Here is a 16,298-nt window from a genome sequence, read left to right on the forward strand (position 1 = left end):
TTGAACTCTTCACTATGCTTGATCATCTCGTCGGTCTCCTTGAACGAGCCTTAAACTCTCAAGTGACCGGCACAAAACCGTTACAAGTCCAGTCGGGCTCCTGTAGATAATCGAGCTGCTCGGGTGTGCGGATGAAGCGGCCGGCAACGAAGCGGCGATTGGCGAGGTGTTCGAAGAACATTTCGTCGGGGACGAGGCCGGGCACCGCGACGACCTGCCAGCCGGTCGCGCGATGCAGCCGTTCATTCAATTCGTCGAAGTCGGGAATGCCGGGCTTCGACATGCGAAGGACATCGAGCCCTTCCATAAAGGCGGGAACAACTCGGTGGGGCAGCATCTCGGCCTGACGGGCGAACAGCCGATCCCACATCGCATGCTCTTGCGCCGTATATGAAGTCCAATCCTGCGGAATGGTCCAGTCGGGGGCCGCACCGGGCGGCAGTGGGTCTGTGTTTGCCATGATGGCAATATATCATGGTGGATCGGAAATCCGTTTCAATCATCAGGCGTGTTGGACCTAGTTTGTAACAAAACCATCATCATTGGCTGATTGGGGATTTGAATTTATCATGCCCTTCGTGCGAAAATGTGGTGGATCGGCGCCCGTCGGCGACAAATGACAATGCGGAAAGTGAAGCAATGACGATGACCCTTCATGGCTATTGGCGATCTTCGGCCTCGTATCGCGTCAGGCTCGCCGCGAACCTCAAGGGGCTGGCTTATGACCAAGTGAGCTACGACCTGAGAAAAGGCGAGCAGGGATCGCCCGCGCTGCGCCGACTTGCGCCTCTCGGTCTTGTGCCCGCGCTCGAGGTCGACTGCGGCAGTCTCACGCAGAGCCTTGCGATCCTGGAATGGCTGGAGGAAGCCCATCCCGCCCCGCCGCTGTTGCCCGCCGGAGCGATGGAGCGCGCGACCGTGCGCACGATGGCCTCGACCATCGCGTGCGACATTCATCCGCTCAACAACTTGAGGGTGTTGCAGGCTCTCAGGAAGGACATGGGCGCATCCGACCAAGCGGTGCAAGATTGGATTGCCCGCTGGATAAGGGACGGCTTTGCTGCGCTAGAGGTCATGGTCCGCGATCATGGCCGGGACTTCTGTTTCGGCGACACGCCTACGATTGCGGACTGTTGCCTGATTCCGCAAATCTACAATGCGCGGCGCTTCGGTGTCGATCTGACAGGTTTTCCCGAACTGCTGGCTGTGGACGGCCGATGCGGAGAGATCGACGCATTTGTCCGCGCGTTGCCTAAAAACCAGCCCGATGCCGATGGAGCGAACGCATGACCGAAGAACGCAAGATCGATGCGATCGACCGCAAGCTGCTACATGAACTGCAGCGTGACGCGTCGATCAGCCATGCCGAGCTTGCCGAGCGTGTCGGTGCTTCGACAGCCTCCTGCTGGAGGCGGATGCGTGCGCTGGAGGCCGATGGCGTACTGGGACGGCAGGTCCGGCTGGTCGATGCAGCGCGGCTCGGCCGCGGCGTCAACGTGATCTGCCACATCAAGATCAAGAACCATTCCATCGAGACGACGGAAGCGTTCGAGAGCTTCATCGCGTCGCGCGACGAGATCATGGAATGCTACTCGATGTCAGGGGACTGGGACTATCTTTTGCGGATTCTGGTTGCTGACGTAGAGGACTACAACCGCTTCCTGATGCGGACTGTGCTGCGACACCCTTCGGTCGCTACCGGCGCGTCTCACTTCGCGTTGTCGCAGGTCAAATACACGACCGCCGTACCGCTTTGACACGATGGCGCCTGCTTGCACCTATGATTGATCAAGCGACCGAACGAGGAAGGGCGGCAACGGCATCGCGCACCCAGATGATGAAGCCACGGTTCGCCTCACGCATTTCGCGGACCGATGCGATGTAGCCGGGGTCGGCGGAATCGATCGAAACAATCGGCCAGGATGCCTGATGATGGGCGAGGATCGCCCTCATGCTCGAGAACTTTCGCTGGAATGTCGCGCTCTGATCGGTATCCCTGAACGCCGCTTGGCCAAGTTGGCTGACGATCAGCAGTTTCTCTGCGATCACCCGGCGGAGTTTGATGCCCTCCTGCCGATTGTCGTTGTCCCTGTCGTCGGCAAGGCGCGCCGAGGCAAGAAGGGTTGCTTCGAGTTCGTCGATCACGGACAGGAATTGTTGCCTGAGCGCTGCGGCAGTTGCCGTTCCGCCGGAGAGGGTCATGATTTCGAACTCACTGCGGCAGCGCGGCCGTCGCTATGATTTCGATTAGAACATCGGCAGCGCCCATTTCACACTGCGCCGTCGCGCGGGCGGGAGCATGCTCGACATCGACCCAATCATCCCAGACGGCGTTCATGCCGGCAAAATCGCGCTCAATGTTCTGCAACCAGATCTGCACCGACAACAGACGGCGTTTGTCGACGCCTGCGCTTTCGAGAATCTGGTCGATCTTTGCTAGTACCTGTCGTGTCTGATCTTCAATGCCCGAGGACCTGTCCTCGGCAGCCTGACCGCCCAGGAAAAGCATGCCGTTGAAACCCACCGCCCGGCCCCGCCGGGAATTGGTCACCAGTCTGAGGATGTCGCTCATGTCCGCTCCGAAAATATGCATGGCGCATGTCGCCGCCGATCGACGCTATGGCCTCGCGCGCATCGGGTCCAAGTCGGAAAGGCGTGGCTGCTATTCTTGAAGGCTATGGGCTAGTCGGTGGCAACGAGCCGGGTGGGAGGCTCACCCCAAGCCCTGATACCGCGCCGATGCCTTGGTCCGCAGCTCCTCTACAAAAGCCTCGACGATATGGGCGTTGCGGCTGTCCGTGCTTCGGCAAAGCTGGAAATTATAAGGGATCGACGGCTCGAAGCGCTTGATCGTCAAGCGATCCTCAAGGCCGCTCACCATCAGTGGATGGATGAGCGCGATGCCAAGTCCCGCTGCGACGAACTCGCACATCGTTGGCGCTGCGTTCGTGACCAGCACGGTTTGAGGCTCTACTTTATACTTCGCAAAGACGTTGCTCACCAAATGCGCAACGTAGACGTCCGAGTCGAACGATATGAAGGGATGATCGTCGAAATCGGCGGGCTCGACCGACGTCTTGCCCGCTAGGGGGTGGTCTTTGGGCATGATGCAAATCAGATCCTGATCGAGGATCGGTTCGAGGGTGATGTAGGGGTTATCAACCCGTGCGCTGACCAGGCCGACATCGAGCTTCCGCGAGACCAGCCACTCGACTATCCATTGTGATCCAAGCGCCTGTACAGTGCAGAACACGTTTCTGCGCTCCTGCAGGAACGGCGTTGTCACGCGCTGGATAAAGGTGTTGGCCAAGGCCGGAAGGACACCGATGGCGAGACGCCCCTGTTCCTCGCGGCGGATGGCTTCGACTGCATTTTCGACCTGACGAACACCGGAAAAGATCCTCCCAACTTCGTCATACAGGCGCATAGCCTGCTCGGTCGGGGCGAGCCTACCCTTTACCCGATCGAACAAGCGGAGGGCCGTGTCGAATTCGAGATGGGCAATCAGTTTGCTGAGAGCGGGTTGCGAGATATTCAGGACTTCCGAGGCGCGGCTGACGGTACCGTTCTCGATGACGGCCTTGAACGCCTCGATCTGCCGCAAGTTGATGTGCCTCGGCATCCTCTGCTCCTCGTCTAAAGCGTGGCAAGCCGATCCGTCCCGAAAAAGCCGGCGACGCCCACGCCACATGCACGGGTATAACTCCAAAGAATACATCTCGCATAAAGCGATCTTTGACGTTCTGCAATCCGCGGACCATTTCCGACGGCCAAAGATCCTGCCGGGAGCAGCAGAATGTATCGCAAGATTGGCGGCGAGCGAGAGCAGGCCAAGGTGAATGTCAGGGTGGATGGCGAGGTCCACAGCGTAGATCGTGGGGAACCTGTCGCTGCCATTCTTCTTCGCTTGAGTGACAACGGGGTTCGTCGGACGCCGATCAGCGGCGCGGTTCGGGCCCCCTTTTGCATGATGGGTGCCTGCTTCGACTGCCTCGTCGAGATCGATGGCAGACCTTCCACGCGCAGTTGCATGACCTTTGCGCAGGAAGGAATGGAAATACGTCGCCAGATGACGCGCCCGAATCCCTCTCGGGAGCATGCCGCGTGAGCAAAGTTGTCATAGTGGGAGCGGGACCGGCTGGAATGTCTGCGGCGGTCGAGTTGCGGCGGCTTCGATGCGAAGTCACGGTGATTGATGACCAGCCGTCGCCGGGGGGGCGGATTTTCGCGGGCATCGAGACCCGCCAGCCCCACGGCCGTGAAGACAGGTCTGGGGCGACATTGGCCAGGCATTTTCGGGAGAGCGGGGGCACTTATCTGTCTGCAACGGAGGCGTGGCAGATCGAAAGTGGTGCAAAGGTATTCGTCACGCACGCCGGGCAAGCTCGTGTGCTGGAAGCGGATTTCGTTTTGCTCGCGGTGGGCGCGCAGGAGCGCCCGATGCCGTTCCCGGGTTGGGAGCGGCCCGGTGTCATGACAATCGGAGCGGCTCAGATCCTTCTCAAAACAGCAGCCCAGGTCCCACGAGAACCGGTATGGCTCGCTGGCAGCGGACCGCTCCTGCTGCTGTACGCACGCCAGCTTCTTGACGCAGGCGGTTCGATTGCGGGTCTGCTCGACACCACGCCCAAGGGTCGGGTCTGGCAAGCCAGGGGCAAGGTTTACGGCGCCCTGCGATATGGCTGGCGGGACATGGCGCGCGGCTTGAACTGGCTCGTGCAAATGCGCGGGGTGAGGGTAATCCGGCACATCGTTGGACTTGAGGCTGTGGGGGACCCGACCCTTTCAAGCATTCGCTACAGGACTGCGAATGGTGTGGCAGATGAGGTGGGCGCCAATCTCCTTTTGATCCACAACGGTGTCGTTCCGGCGATCCACGCAACATTGTCGGCCGGCTGTTCCCACCGTTGGAACGCTGACCAGCAATGTCTTGAACCGGCTTGTGACGAATTCGGTCGGACTTCTCAGCCTGATCTTTTTGTCGCGGGCGATGGCGCCGCTATCAATGGAGCCCGTGCCGCCTTCCTGTCAGGGCGTCTTGCCGCCCTCGGGATTGCCCACGCGGCTGGTCTCCTGCCAGGCGAGGAGGTGGCCCGTTCAGCCGCCAGGCTGACGCGGGTGTTGAATGATGCGCGAGGCTTCCGACGCCTGATCGATACGCTCTACCCGCCGGTGGATCTCGATCTTCCCGACGATACCATGGTCTGCCGATGCGAGGAGGTGACCGCCTCACAAGTGCGGGAGGTCTTGAGCGGGCGCCCCCACCTGGGAGCGGACGGCGTCAAGATGATTACGCGAGCTGGCATGGGGCCGTGCCAAGGACGTCAATGCGGCTATACAATTCACAGGCTGATCAGGGAGTTGCACGGAGGCCCACCCGAGGATGCAGGGTTCCTGCGCGTGCGGCCTCCTTTGAAGCCGCTCACGCTAGGCGAGCTTGCCAGCCTGGAGGCGCAATCGGCATGAGCCTCGAAACCGCAGATGCCATCGTTATCGGTGGAGGGCTGCACGGTCTGTCCGCAGGTCTACAGCTCGCGCGGCGCGGGTGCCGTGTGGTCGTTCTCGAGCGTTCGCGCGTGGGTCGACACTCTTCAGGCGCTTCCGCCGCCGGAGTTCGGACACTCAATCGTTCGCGCGCCGAATTGCCGATCTCCTTGGCCGCCATGGATATGTGGCATGAGATGATCGATCTCGTCGGGGACGATTGCGGCTTTCATGGCGATGGGCAATTGCAGCTCGCCGAAACCGAGGAGGAGCTCGACCAGCTTCGAGATCGGGTCCGAGGTTTGCAGTCTGACGGCTTTGACCACGAAACCATCGTCTCGCCCGACGAAATCAGGGAAATCGTACCGGCTCTCGCACCCTTCTATGTCGGGGCTGCCTTCGCGCCACGCGATGGCGCTGCCGATCCCCATCGAACCTTGGCCGCATTCTTGAGAGCTGCCATTGCTGCCGGCATTGATGTCCGGGAGGGTGTCGCCGTCACCCAGGTTGACCGGCTCGAAGGCCTTTGGCTCGTCGGAAATGAAAGCTCCCTGTTTCAGGCCCCTATGCTGGTGAACGCAGCCGGGGCCTGGGCGGGTCAGATCGCCAGCATGGCCGGCGACGCCATTCCAATAGACACCAAGGCCTCCATGATGATCGTCACGGAGCGCGTGGCCCCCTTCATCAAGCCGACTGTCATCTCGATGCGGCGGAAGCTGTCGTTCAAGCAAAGCAACCAAGGCACCCTTCTGATTGGCGGAGGGCAGCAGGGTCGCCCCGACCTTGCCAATGAAGCGTCGCATGTCGATGTAGCACTGCTCGCGAAATCCGCTGCTGCCGCCACGCAGTTGTTCCCCGGTGTACGAGGGGTAAGGATTTCTCGTACTTGGGCCGGGCTCGAGGCGAAGACCCGGGACAACGTCGCCATTGCAGGCTTGTCGCCCTCTGTGCCCGGCCTCATGCATTTGTTCGGGTTCAGCGGTCATGGTTTTCAGCTGGTTCCCGCCCTAGGCGTTGCGACTGCTGAGCTTTTGCTGGACGGGAAAAGCCGAGTTGACGTGAGCGGTTTGGCACCAACCAGGTTGATGTTGTGATCAGGGCCGGGAGCCGTGATCGTTTTTGAGAGCATCTGGCACTCAATGCGGGCGGCCTCGTGAGTGTCGATCGATGACGTCTGTTTAGCTTTTTGGGGCAAAGGTCCGACGTGAATTGGGGCAAAGCGGCCATTCGCGGTGTCGCCAGTGAGGGACTGATTATGCCAGCACCTGCCGGTCGGTTAGCGCGCTTGGAAGCTGTCATATACTCCAAGAAATCCTTATCCCTCCGCGGCTTCGCTCGGCGCCGCCTGCTCTGAATCGGGTGGCACCTTCGCATAGTTTAGGGACCAGCGGAGCAGCAGCTTCCCGCCACAGTCGCAGGGAATGGTGCCCCACTCGTGCCTGGCCATTTTTTCAATCGAGGCGGCGGTCACGAAGTGCGTCCTTCCGCACAGGCATTCCAAGTCGTGCCCACGTCTGGCGAACTCATATTCGCCATCACTGATCTCGACGTCCCATGTCTCGGCGCATTCCGGATTAATGCAGCTGACGATCTTGCCCTCTGGAAGGCATTGCATCCGGCGCTTGTTGGTCGCGCCGCACAGGCACTCGAACTTGACCTCTTTACCAAGCCCCGTGGAGATCATCGTGCTGGTTGCGATGCGCTCGATCTCGGCTAGCGCTACTTCGACCTGCTTTCTGATTTTGGCGGCGTTTCCATATGCCTCGACCTGATCCGCCTTGTTGACTGGCAAATTGGCGTGCAGCGCCACGTTCGAGAGGGCGTTCCAGAGCTTCTGAACATAGTTCGCCTTGAAGCCGACCTGGGTGCCAATCTTGATATATTCCTGCGCGTCGTAATCTTCCCGTGTCGGCTCGAGGCCATTTGGCAATGGATGGCGGCTCATCGAGAGCGTGTAGGTGTCAGCCACATGGGGATCGACGCCCTCAGTCAGTATTTTGATCACGCGAGCCGGCTGCCAGCGGATCTCGTCATGCGAGATATAGTCATGCATGGCGCGCAGCCGCTCATAACAAATTCGCTCTAAGGCGAGCCGACACTCCAACGCAGCGTAGGTCAGGTTGCGCGAGGAACCTTCTTCGAGTTGTGCTCGGATGGTGGCGATGCTGTCACGCAGGTCGATCATTTAGCTTAAATAGCATGGAGGATCGGGGCAAACATGGTCCATCTGTCACTGCCCCGTGGCACGATGAAATTCTCTGAAAAAACAAAGGGATTATCAATGATTGCGAGCCGATACGACGGAGGTCATGGTGTTCGAACCCACGATGCAAGGCCAGCTTTTACTGGTCTGCTGGCCGCTCTGTATCCTCGCCTTCGGAACCTCCTTTTCCGATGTCCGACATCTCTGCACCAAGTTCTTGGGCAAATCCGATCAGTGCGTAACGAAGCACTCGCTCAAGCCCAACGAAAGTGGGAGCTCTATACAAGATCTTAGCAAGCTCCTTGTCTTCCTCAATGACCGGCTGACCATGCTGCACCTCCGCACCATCATTTCTCGCCGCAATCCAAGTGCCGAACGGTCTGCCGGTATGAACCGACTTGCTGCGCAAGTCATAAGCTGCGCCGAGCCGCTGGGAGAAATTGTCGGCGCGAAAGGCGGAGAATGCATCAGTCGCCTCGGTCCGTTCGAAGAAGCCCGGATCGATGTAGGACGCTATCGCTGACACGAACCGCCGCTTGATGCCGCGCAGCTTCCCGCGAAGCTGAGAGGCCAATGCTTTCCCACCCTCCATCTCCTGTTCAATCCGCTCGAGCGCCGTTCGCGTCTGCTCGTCGAGATGCTCTGCCTCAACGAAGGGCTTGTGGTTGGCGATGATCTCTCCCGCGGTGATCAGATGGAGATAAGCAACCTCTGGATCGTCCTCGATCGCCTGGAGCGCGCGCTGATAAAAACGCGCGGCTGCCATGAACGCCGATCGTGCCGCTGCGTCCGGATGATCGCCAAGAAAGAGCATCTGCATTCTACGGGCTTCCGAGATCTCGAGCGGCACAGGATGGTCGGCCCGCAAGTTGGAGCCGATGTGCGGGAGAGACGGATTGTTCGGCACCGCAAATGTGGAGAGATCGGGAACGCCGAAGCTTCCCGACATTTCCAAGGGGCCGTGGGTTTCGAACTTCTTGCCGAAAAGCACGCTGAGCACCGCAGCGACAATTTGGCCCGCTGCCTCGTAGTTGGGAACGACAAACCCGGGCAGTTTGGGCGACCGCACCGTTCTGAAAGAGAGCACGAGGGCCGTCCGCGAAAGTGGTGTATCCTCGCGAAACCAATCGCGCCGCCCCGCATGAAAGGGCGGCCACGCGTGCGTGATGAGCAAATTAGGTGAAGAGAACTCGCCGGTGAAGCGTGATGCACTCGAGATCAGGATCTTCTGAATCGACTCGTCTGGCCTAAGATCTACCCCGACGACGGGCTCCGACGCTGGCTGCCTACTGTCCTGATCTGATCTCTCCATGCGTCATGGATAGAGGTAAACCCGTGTTGCCGCCATCATGTCGTTGGCGGTTCATAAGCCTTCTAGAGGGCCTAGGTTAAGCCACCTCGCTCAACTTTGACTTTTAGTTCCAGCTCATGGGCTTCTGACACTCCAAGGCTGATCAGTCGTCCAAGCATCGTGTCGATCCGGCCGCGCTCGGCGTGATCGCGGTTGTAGAGAGTCGGATCATCGAGTGACACCGATTCTAACCATTCTGCGACCTTCCGGCCGATCGAAAGCTCGTGCCAAATGGCCCGCTCTCCGCCCGTCGCCGAAAGCCATGTTTCAACCGCAAACAGGAGAAAGTCGAGGTGCCGTGATCGGGGTGCCACCATGAGGGTATTCATCGTGCAGAGCGCGATAAATGCCGTTGGCCCACCTGACAACATCGGTCGCAGCGTCTCTAGCACCGGATCGATCCGGTCGAATATAGCCGGTACTAGATAGCTCCTGGCGCTCGAAACCAGATTATATTCGTTCATCAACATGACGCCGATTGTGGGACCAGATTCGAAGTCGATGCCGAAATCCCCGGGTCTGCGATCCCAAGACCAGCGATCCAGTGCCATGGTTCGGGTGATCAACTGCCGCCGTATCTCGCATAGACGATCGGCCGGACGAGCCCGCTCATTGAAATAAGCCGCATCGGCGGCTCGCGTGAGCGTGTCGGCGACGTCGCAGAACGATCGGTCCGGGAGTTCGAGTATCGGTGTCAGGATGGAGCCAAGCCGCTCCGGAGTCACGTCCATGATGACCGCAGCGGTCAGCAGATAGAATTGGCTGTTCCAGTCGTCGGGGGTCCGATCCAATTCGGCGTCCGCGGGATAGCCATGCGCGTTCAGCCGCGCCGACCACGGCGCATAGGCGTCGACGATCTGCTCGTACCAGGCCGGTCTCGGATGCCCGTCGGTATTGAGGAGCGCGAGCCAATTCGCAATGCCTTGGGCATCGACATGGATGGAGGCCTTCTTCGGCTCCGGCGCCCATTCGTCTTCATCCCTCTCGAACTCTGTGCGGGCCCGGTCGCGAGAGAGGATCACACGCGGCCGATTGCGCAGCGATGGCTCATCGTCAGGAAGGACGGGCCATTCGGGCTCCGACCCGCCCTCGAGCCAGGTGATCTCTGCGGCAATGACGTCGCCGGCAATGCATGCCTTCTCGGCCTCATAGGCAGCCTCGTCGGCAGTATCTTCGTCATAGGGAGCCCATCGCCATCGCCGGGTGGCGAACGCGATCCGAATGGCGGACTTGAGGAGGCGCGGATCCGTCTCGTCAATGCAGGCCCGCCCAGCAGCGAAGGCGGGAACCGCCGCCCGGTCGCCGCGGGCGGCAGCCGCCACCAGGGCATCGCGATCCGGCGTTAGCCTGCGCCGATGCCAGAGGTGGATCAGGGCGCAGATGCCCATGCCGGGGCGATTGAAGCCGAGCGTTTCGCTCGAGCCATAGGGATCGACCTCTTCCTTCAAGGCCTCGGCGATGACGGTCCGTACCCAGCCTTCGTGCTCATCGAGAAGTGCATCGTCGCCGTCGCGTGCGACCAGCATCGCGGTCGCGATCAGGCGGGTCGACCGCGACTTGAGATAATCGGTGTCGGTGCCATCGGGGAGATCGCCCCCCGCATAGACCACGGCCTCGCGCGCCACCTCTGCCGAACCCTTGGTGGGATCGTTCGTCGCTAGCTGGATCTTCGCTTCGGTATTGCTCGAATTGACGAGCACCTGGCGCCTGGCTTCGAGCCTTGCGAGATGATCGGCCTCGACCGGCGGCGACGTATAGCCGAGACCGCCCTCCACCTCGACCCAATTGGCGATGTCGAGCATGTTGAGGACATAGGTCCCCATGAACGCTGGATCACTGAAACTTGCATTGTCGCCAAAGGGTTCGAGCGCGTCGACGGCGGACTTGAGCAGCGCGCGCAGGTTGCGTCCGGCCTCATCGTCGGCCAGATAGTACGGAACGAGCTGCTCGAGCATGATCTGGCGCGACAGGCGTTTCGCAAGGTCCCCCAGCCTGATCCGACCGTTCGGCTCTTTTTGTCCGAACAGCATGAGCCCCAATGCTCCATGCGTCGAGCGCACGCGGTCGTTGGCGAGCAGGTCCGGATTGGCCATGAACGGAACCAGCGCATCTCGCGTCGCGGGCCAATGGGACAGGAGAACATCGACCGCGATCATCAGATAAGCGGCGCAACTCCCCTCCGGCCCGAGGATGTCGCGCAGAACCGCCTGGATATCCTCGCCCTTGTCGAGCCGCTCCTGCGACCATGCCTCAAGCGCCATGAGCCCCGATGCCGCCGAATATTCACGGGCCTGGCCACGGGGCCAGAAGTAGGTCTGGACCCACGGGATAAAGCGCCGCTTTCCATCGAATATGATCGTGTAGCCGTTGGTCTGCGTCGTCTTGCCTTCAGCGTGACCATCTACTGCCGCCGCGACGAGCTTCCGAATGAGCGCGAGGCCGATTTCGGGATCGGCGTCGAGAAGATCGAGAAACGGCGGCTGCGCCGGCGATGGCGGCATATAGTCGGTGTCGGCGAAGCTTAGTACGCGGCCCATGGAATCGCGGCGCGAACGGCCTTTTCGCGGCCGCTCGATCAGGCTGGCCACGATCAACGCGGCAAGTTCGGCCGGAGCCACCTTTGCCAGCGCGCTGCTGAAAGGCCGGATTTCCTTCGCCTTGTAATAGTCGTTTTCTTCCACCGCGGCCGCCAGATAAGCTTTTGCCTCCTCCGGGGCATTGGCCGCGAGCAGAAGCGTCATCGCCCGAAGATCTTCGATCATCCGCTGGCGCACCTGCCCTTCGAGCCTCGGCACGTCGGCAGGCGACGGGATGGTGATCGCCGTGTTCCGCAGATCGAGCTGGATCAGCCATTTGAACAGCATCCTGGCTGCCGCCTGCCCATAGGCGGAGACGGTCATCGCCAGGAAAAATTGGATCTCGACCAGCTTGACGACAGCGCCGATCGCCTGAATCGGGATTTCCGCTTCATGGGCGAAACACCACCTCAGGGCCGCGGGCGCCGAGGGCGAAGTCGCGGCGCGAAGCGACGTCTGTCCTTCGGGGACGTTGACACCAGCAGTCCGCATCTGCGCAAACAACGCAGCGGTCGACATGGTCTCGACCGCGGTGATCGCGGTACAGAGCTCGACAAGCAGTGCGCCGCCCTGCGCCAGCAACGCTGCGCTGCACCGCGCGAGCAGTTCGGCCGAGAGCTCCGACCTTACGATCGCCAAGAGAGCTTGCCGCCGCCACGCATCATGGGCGCCGGTGCGAGACAGGGCCGCAAGCAAGGCCTGCCAGTCCGAACCATCCGTGCCCTTTTCAAGGGCGAACCGGCCCGCAAACTCGATGCCGCGCGCGACGCCAGGCGACGGCGGAACCGTGAGATCCAGACCATCGAGCAGCGACAGGTCTTCGTTGAGACGCGCACCGATCGCCCAATCACGCAAAACGTCATGGTAGAATGCGAGCTTGTCCCGCTTCGGCTCGTTCAAGGTCAGGCTGCGTAGCAGGTGATCGCGCGCCGGCGAGTCCTTCGTGGCGTCGATCGTGTCGCGGCCGGCGAGCGCCGCTTCGGCGAGGTCGGCCAGGATACGCTGCGCTGCGCGCACATCTTCCGGCTTCGCGCCGTCAGCACTTTGCCACCAATGGTCGGCGAGCGCCGCCTCGGTGCGGATATCGACGCTACTTGGTACCTTGAGCAGCTGGGTCAACCGATACAGATTGCGGGCAATGGCCGCGGCCGGATGGTTGGCCGCCAGCAGCGCGCGCAATTCCGGTGCAAGCGCAATAAGAACCGCGACCTCATGGTCGTCGAGCTCGCCAACGATCACCTGGTGCGGGGTGCCGAGCACGGACAGCGCATCGTCGGCAAGCCAATTCCCGCCTTCGACGCCCTGATCCGGCCTGGTCGAGATGACGACAGAGAAGCCCTCAATGCCAGCGACCTCGCGCAGCACATCGTTGACGGTGCGGCGCCGCTCCGCCGTTGCGAACATCTCAACGCCGTCGATAAACAGCACGCCGCCACCGCTCGCCGCGATATCACCGAGGAATTCCCTTGCGGTACCTGGCACGTCGAGGCGCTGGCCGAGCGCGGCCCAGCCACCATCGGGTGTCCCGATAGGATCGAGGACGATCACATGCCCCTCGCGCGCCTGACGTTCCGCAAGATGGCGCAGGACCCAGGATTTGCCGACGCCCGGCTTGCCGGTGATCTCGATGAGGCGATGCGCGTCGCGCGCTTCCTCCACTGCGGCCAAAGCGCCAAGGCGCGGCAGGGTGGTGCCGCCGACGCTCGTCCCGATGTCCGCCAGGGCATGGCGTGTCATCTCGCCAAGGCGCGCGCGCGCAAGTGCGAAGTCGCGATTACCCGCCAAGCGGAAACCCCGCGACTTCAAGGTCGCGGTCAGCGCGTCGCGCGTGATCGAACCGCCGGCCTTGCCCGTTTGGATGACCAGCTCGATGAGATTGCTCCAGAGCGCGGTGATCCGGTCCGCATCCTCTGGCGCAAGAATTTGGGCGGCGATCGTTAAGGCATGGGCCCGCGCCTGCGGCGCCCCGGACTCGAAATCAAACTCCAGGATCAGGAACCGGCGAATGATGTTCCAGATGACTTCGTCGTCGGCGGCGATCCCGTTCGCGACAAGATGAGTCCGAAAGGCCTGTGCGAAGCTGCGCATCGGCTCGCTGGCGACGCCCTTGAGCGTCAGCCGTGCGAAGAAATCGTTGCCGGTCTTGCTCGTGCGGGCCCATTCGAGCACGTCCTGATAGGGACCGGAAATGGCGAAGCTGGTCCGCTGCGTCGCGGCCGCGAACAGATGGCGGTCGGTCGGATGCTCCGCCGGCGCGCTGCGGGCGATCTGCTCGCAGATGCTCTTGAAGATTGGATCCTTGGGCGCGAATGTCGCAGTGCGCTTCGACTGGATTTCAAGGATCGAGCTGCCCTTGTCCGACACGCCATGAACGATCAGATCGTCAAGCGCATAGCCGTCGCTCTCGCCCTGAAATTGAACCCGATTGATCTGAGCGTCCGGCAAACCGCGCGCTTCACTGCCGGCGAGCATCTGCAGAAGATAGAAAGCGCCGAGTTCCCCCTCTATATAGGTTCCAGCGCCCCCGCGCCCGACCGGGCTAGAGCCTTCTTCCTCAACCTTTGCGGCCTTGGCCGGCTCCTGGTCCATTGCGCTCGATCATCTCTTCGCGGCTGTGATACCGCCCATCGTTCCCAATAGCGTAAGCATGGTTCCAACTCGACTGGTTTCGCACGCCGTTTTGAGTAATCTACGCCTCGACAGCTACACTTGGGGGGAAGGAACACGGCCAATATTCGCGCGTGGCTCGACAAGGGCGACAAGTCGTCGGCCCGGATGGTCGAGCTTCTTCCCATCCTCATCCGCCAGGCTCGGCTCGAAAAGCCGATTACTTATGGCGACGTCGCGCGCGAACTTGGCGTTCACCACCGCGCCGTACATCATATCGCGGGCTATATCGGCTACACGCTGAGCGCGGTGGCGGATCGCCGCGGCTGGACCCGGCGATGCCCGCCGCCGCTGCACGCGCTGATCGTCAACGACATTACCGGCCTGCCGGGCCGCGGCATCGATGGGTTTCTCTCCGACCTATACCAGAGCGCCGAAACCAATACTGAAAAGCTCGCCGTTCTGAAGGCGGTCTATGCGCAGGCGCATGCCTATGCCCATTGGCCAGAACTGTGCGAGCTGCTTGAGATCCCTCTCGATGGCGACGCGTTGGCCGATGCCGTCGAAAAAGCCCGCCAGGCGCGTGGCAGAGGCGGCGAGGGGCCGGATCATTTGGCGCTCAAAACCTATGTCAGCGAGAATCCCCATGTCGCCGGGCTGGCGCAGGGCAGCCCGAACGGCACGGTCGAATGGCCGACCGCTTCGGGCGACAGGATCGACATAGTCTTCGAACGGCGCAGTCTGCGTCTCGCGGTCGAGGTAAAGCCTTTTCATGCGCCGGAAGGCGACATGCTGCGCGGCGTCTTCCAGTGCCTCAAATATCAGGCGGTGCTGGCGGCCGAAGCCGCCCTTGCCGATGAAGCTGTAGAAACGCGCGTCCTCCTGATACTAGGTGGACCGGCATCCGATGATGTCATCAGCGTCGCCAATCGGCTGGGCATCCCGCTCCGTGACAATGTCCGTTTCGCGAGCGACCGGAGCGGCGCGTCATAGCTCCATCTGTCCGAACATGCGATCGACGCGCGCAACACGGTCGGCCTCGCGAAATGGCGGAATGTCCCAGGCGCCGAGCGGCTCTGGCTGGGGCAGGATGCAGCGCACGAACGAAAGATCGAGCATGACCGCCGACGGTGCCGCGCCCGATCCGTGGCGCGTGCGCATCTCGTCGTCCGATTGCTCGACGACCGCCTCGCGAAAGATGGTACGCTCCCGCTGCCGTAGTGCCGCCCATGCCGTAGCAGAGGCTTGCAGGAGCGGCTCGGGCATGTCGGGCGCAGTAAGCAGGACGGCATGCGCGGCCTCCCACTGAAGGTCGTTGATGAGCTCGACGTCGGAAGGATCATCGAGCTGGACGACTCCCCGCGCATCGGCCGCGACTTCATAGGCGGCTGCGTCGAAACCGAACAGCGCGAGCCGTGGTCCGAGCGGCAGGAACAGCTGCAGCCCAACATTGGCGTATCCCGTCACGCCGATGTGTTGACCTTCATAGAGCCGGTTGTGGAAGACCACCGGCGTGTCGGAGGCGATGAACGGGACCGCGGCGCAATTTTCGACCAGCACAAGCTTCAAGTCAGCGAGCAGGCTGGCGCCGATTGTCGTATAGCCCATCAGCTCGGACACCGCGTTCGTCCGCCTGATGCGCACGCGATCGAGCGCTTCAACGATCGCGCTATTCCCTTCGAGCTCCGCCTTCGTGCGCAGGATTGACTTGGCGACCTTCTCCGAGCCCTCATTGTGCTGCTCGGCCGCGCCGACCGTGCGGGCGTGCTGCATGCCGATATAGAAGATCAGCCATTCATGATCCTGGCTGCATGCTGCAGGCAACCGCCTGTCGCGACCGACCACGCCGAAGATCCGGGCAGCGTGCCCCTCGATATCTCCGAGAGCTCGCTCGGTGCGGCCATCCTTGCCGTAGAAATAGTCGCGGCACGCCTGACCTTTGATCGGCGCGCCAGGAATGAACTTGCGACGGTCGATGACGAAGACGCCGATCCGGTTGTCACCCTCGCGTGCGAACAAGCGCATGTACATCTGCGGCACATAATGATGGCTCTTGTTTTGGGGCATGCGCGCGTCG

At 61.4% G+C, this 16,298-nt stretch carries 13 protein-coding genes and 1 pseudogene; 6 read left to right on the forward strand and 8 right to left on the reverse strand.

What is annotated here, in order from left to right:
* Nucleotides 1-91: 91 nt before the first annotated feature.
* Nucleotides 92-460, reverse strand: a pseudogene (locus tag ACETPF_RS19720) (phenylalanine 4-monooxygenase); the annotation flags it as partial.
* Between the two features lie 185 nt (nt 461-645).
* Here ACETPF_RS19720 and maiA point away from each other — a divergent pair.
* Together maiA and ACETPF_RS19730 are read left to right on the forward strand one after the other, a co-directional pair.
* The gene (gene maiA, locus ACETPF_RS19725) at nt 646-1,290 is read left to right on the forward strand and encodes a maleylacetoacetate isomerase (RefSeq protein ID WP_373936362.1); all 645 of its coding nucleotides are present in this window, start codon (nt 646-648) and stop codon (nt 1,288-1,290) included.
* The gene (locus ACETPF_RS19730) at nt 1,287-1,757 is read left to right on the forward strand and encodes an Lrp/AsnC family transcriptional regulator (protein WP_373936317.1); all 471 of its coding nucleotides are present in this window, start codon (nt 1,287-1,289) and stop codon (nt 1,755-1,757) included. The genes maiA and ACETPF_RS19730 overlap by 4 nt, the downstream gene beginning before the upstream one ends.
* 31 nt (nt 1,758-1,788) lie before the next feature.
* On the opposite strand, the gene ACETPF_RS19735 is transcribed toward ACETPF_RS19730, so the two are convergent.
* The 3 genes from ACETPF_RS19735 to ACETPF_RS19745 all read right to left on the reverse strand — a co-directional run bounded on the left by ACETPF_RS19735 (nt 1,789) and on the right by ACETPF_RS19745 (nt 3,622).
* Entirely contained in the window at nt 1,789-2,202 is a 414-nt protein-coding gene (locus ACETPF_RS19735) for a hypothetical protein (RefSeq protein ID WP_373936318.1), read from the reverse strand.
* 10 nt (nt 2,203-2,212) lie between these two features.
* Nucleotides 2,213-2,572 (reverse strand): RidA family protein, encoded by a 360-nt coding sequence (locus tag ACETPF_RS19740; RefSeq protein WP_373936319.1) that lies wholly within the window; start codon nt 2,570-2,572, stop codon nt 2,213-2,215.
* 141 nt (nt 2,573-2,713) lie between these two features.
* Entirely contained in the window at nt 2,714-3,622 is a 909-nt protein-coding gene (locus ACETPF_RS19745) for a LysR substrate-binding domain-containing protein (RefSeq protein WP_373936320.1), read from the reverse strand.
* A 174-nt stretch (nt 3,623-3,796) separates the two neighbouring features.
* Between ACETPF_RS19745 and ACETPF_RS19750 the strand changes: the two genes are divergently transcribed.
* The 3 genes from ACETPF_RS19750 to ACETPF_RS19760 are packed head-to-tail and all read left to right on the forward strand — an operon-like array spanning nt 3,797 to nt 6,578.
* Entirely contained in the window at nt 3,797-4,108 is a 312-nt protein-coding gene (locus ACETPF_RS19750; protein WP_373936321.1) for a (2Fe-2S)-binding protein, read from the forward strand.
* Between the two features lie 14 nt (nt 4,109-4,122).
* Complete coding sequence (locus ACETPF_RS19755; RefSeq protein ID WP_373936363.1) at nt 4,123-5,466, forward strand: FAD-dependent oxidoreductase; 1,344 nt, start codon at nt 4,123-4,125, stop codon at nt 5,464-5,466.
* Entirely contained in the window at nt 5,463-6,578 is a 1,116-nt protein-coding gene (locus ACETPF_RS19760) for an NAD(P)/FAD-dependent oxidoreductase (protein WP_373936322.1), read from the forward strand. Before ACETPF_RS19755 ends, ACETPF_RS19760 begins: the two co-directional genes overlap by 4 nt.
* Before the next feature lie 221 nt (nt 6,579-6,799).
* On the opposite strand, the gene ACETPF_RS19765 is transcribed toward ACETPF_RS19760, so the two are convergent.
* From ACETPF_RS19765 to ACETPF_RS19775, 3 genes are all read right to left on the reverse strand, one after another.
* Nucleotides 6,800-7,669, reverse strand: coding sequence for a hypothetical protein (locus ACETPF_RS19765; RefSeq protein WP_373936323.1), 870 nt, complete (start codon nt 7,667-7,669; stop codon nt 6,800-6,802).
* Nucleotides 7,670-7,826: 157 nt separating this feature from the next.
* The gene (locus ACETPF_RS19770; protein WP_373936324.1) at nt 7,827-8,861 is read right to left on the reverse strand and encodes a hypothetical protein; all 1,035 of its coding nucleotides are present in this window, start codon (nt 8,859-8,861) and stop codon (nt 7,827-7,829) included.
* A gap of 209 nt (nt 8,862-9,070) precedes the next feature.
* Entirely contained in the window at nt 9,071-14,203 is a 5,133-nt protein-coding gene (locus ACETPF_RS19775; protein WP_373936325.1) for an NACHT domain-containing protein, read from the reverse strand.
* A 120-nt stretch (nt 14,204-14,323) separates the two neighbouring features.
* On the opposite strand from ACETPF_RS19775, the gene ACETPF_RS19780 reads away from it, so the two are divergent.
* Nucleotides 14,324-15,214: a hypothetical protein gene (locus tag ACETPF_RS19780; RefSeq protein WP_373936326.1), complete on the forward strand. Its 891-nt coding sequence runs from the start codon at nt 14,324-14,326 to the stop codon at nt 15,212-15,214.
* On the opposite strand, the gene ACETPF_RS19785 is transcribed toward ACETPF_RS19780, so the two are convergent.
* A complete protein-coding gene (locus ACETPF_RS19785) occupies nt 15,209-16,288 on the reverse strand; it encodes a DUF4238 domain-containing protein (protein ID WP_373936327.1) in 1,080 nt (359 codons plus the stop codon). The two genes, ACETPF_RS19780 and ACETPF_RS19785, sit on opposite strands and share 6 nt — an antisense overlap.
* Nucleotides 16,289-16,298 lie beyond the last annotated feature (10 nt).

The sequence above is a fragment of the Sphingobium agrisoli genome, from assembly GCF_041877245.1.
Lineage (GTDB): Bacteria > Pseudomonadota > Alphaproteobacteria > Sphingomonadales > Sphingomonadaceae > Sphingobium.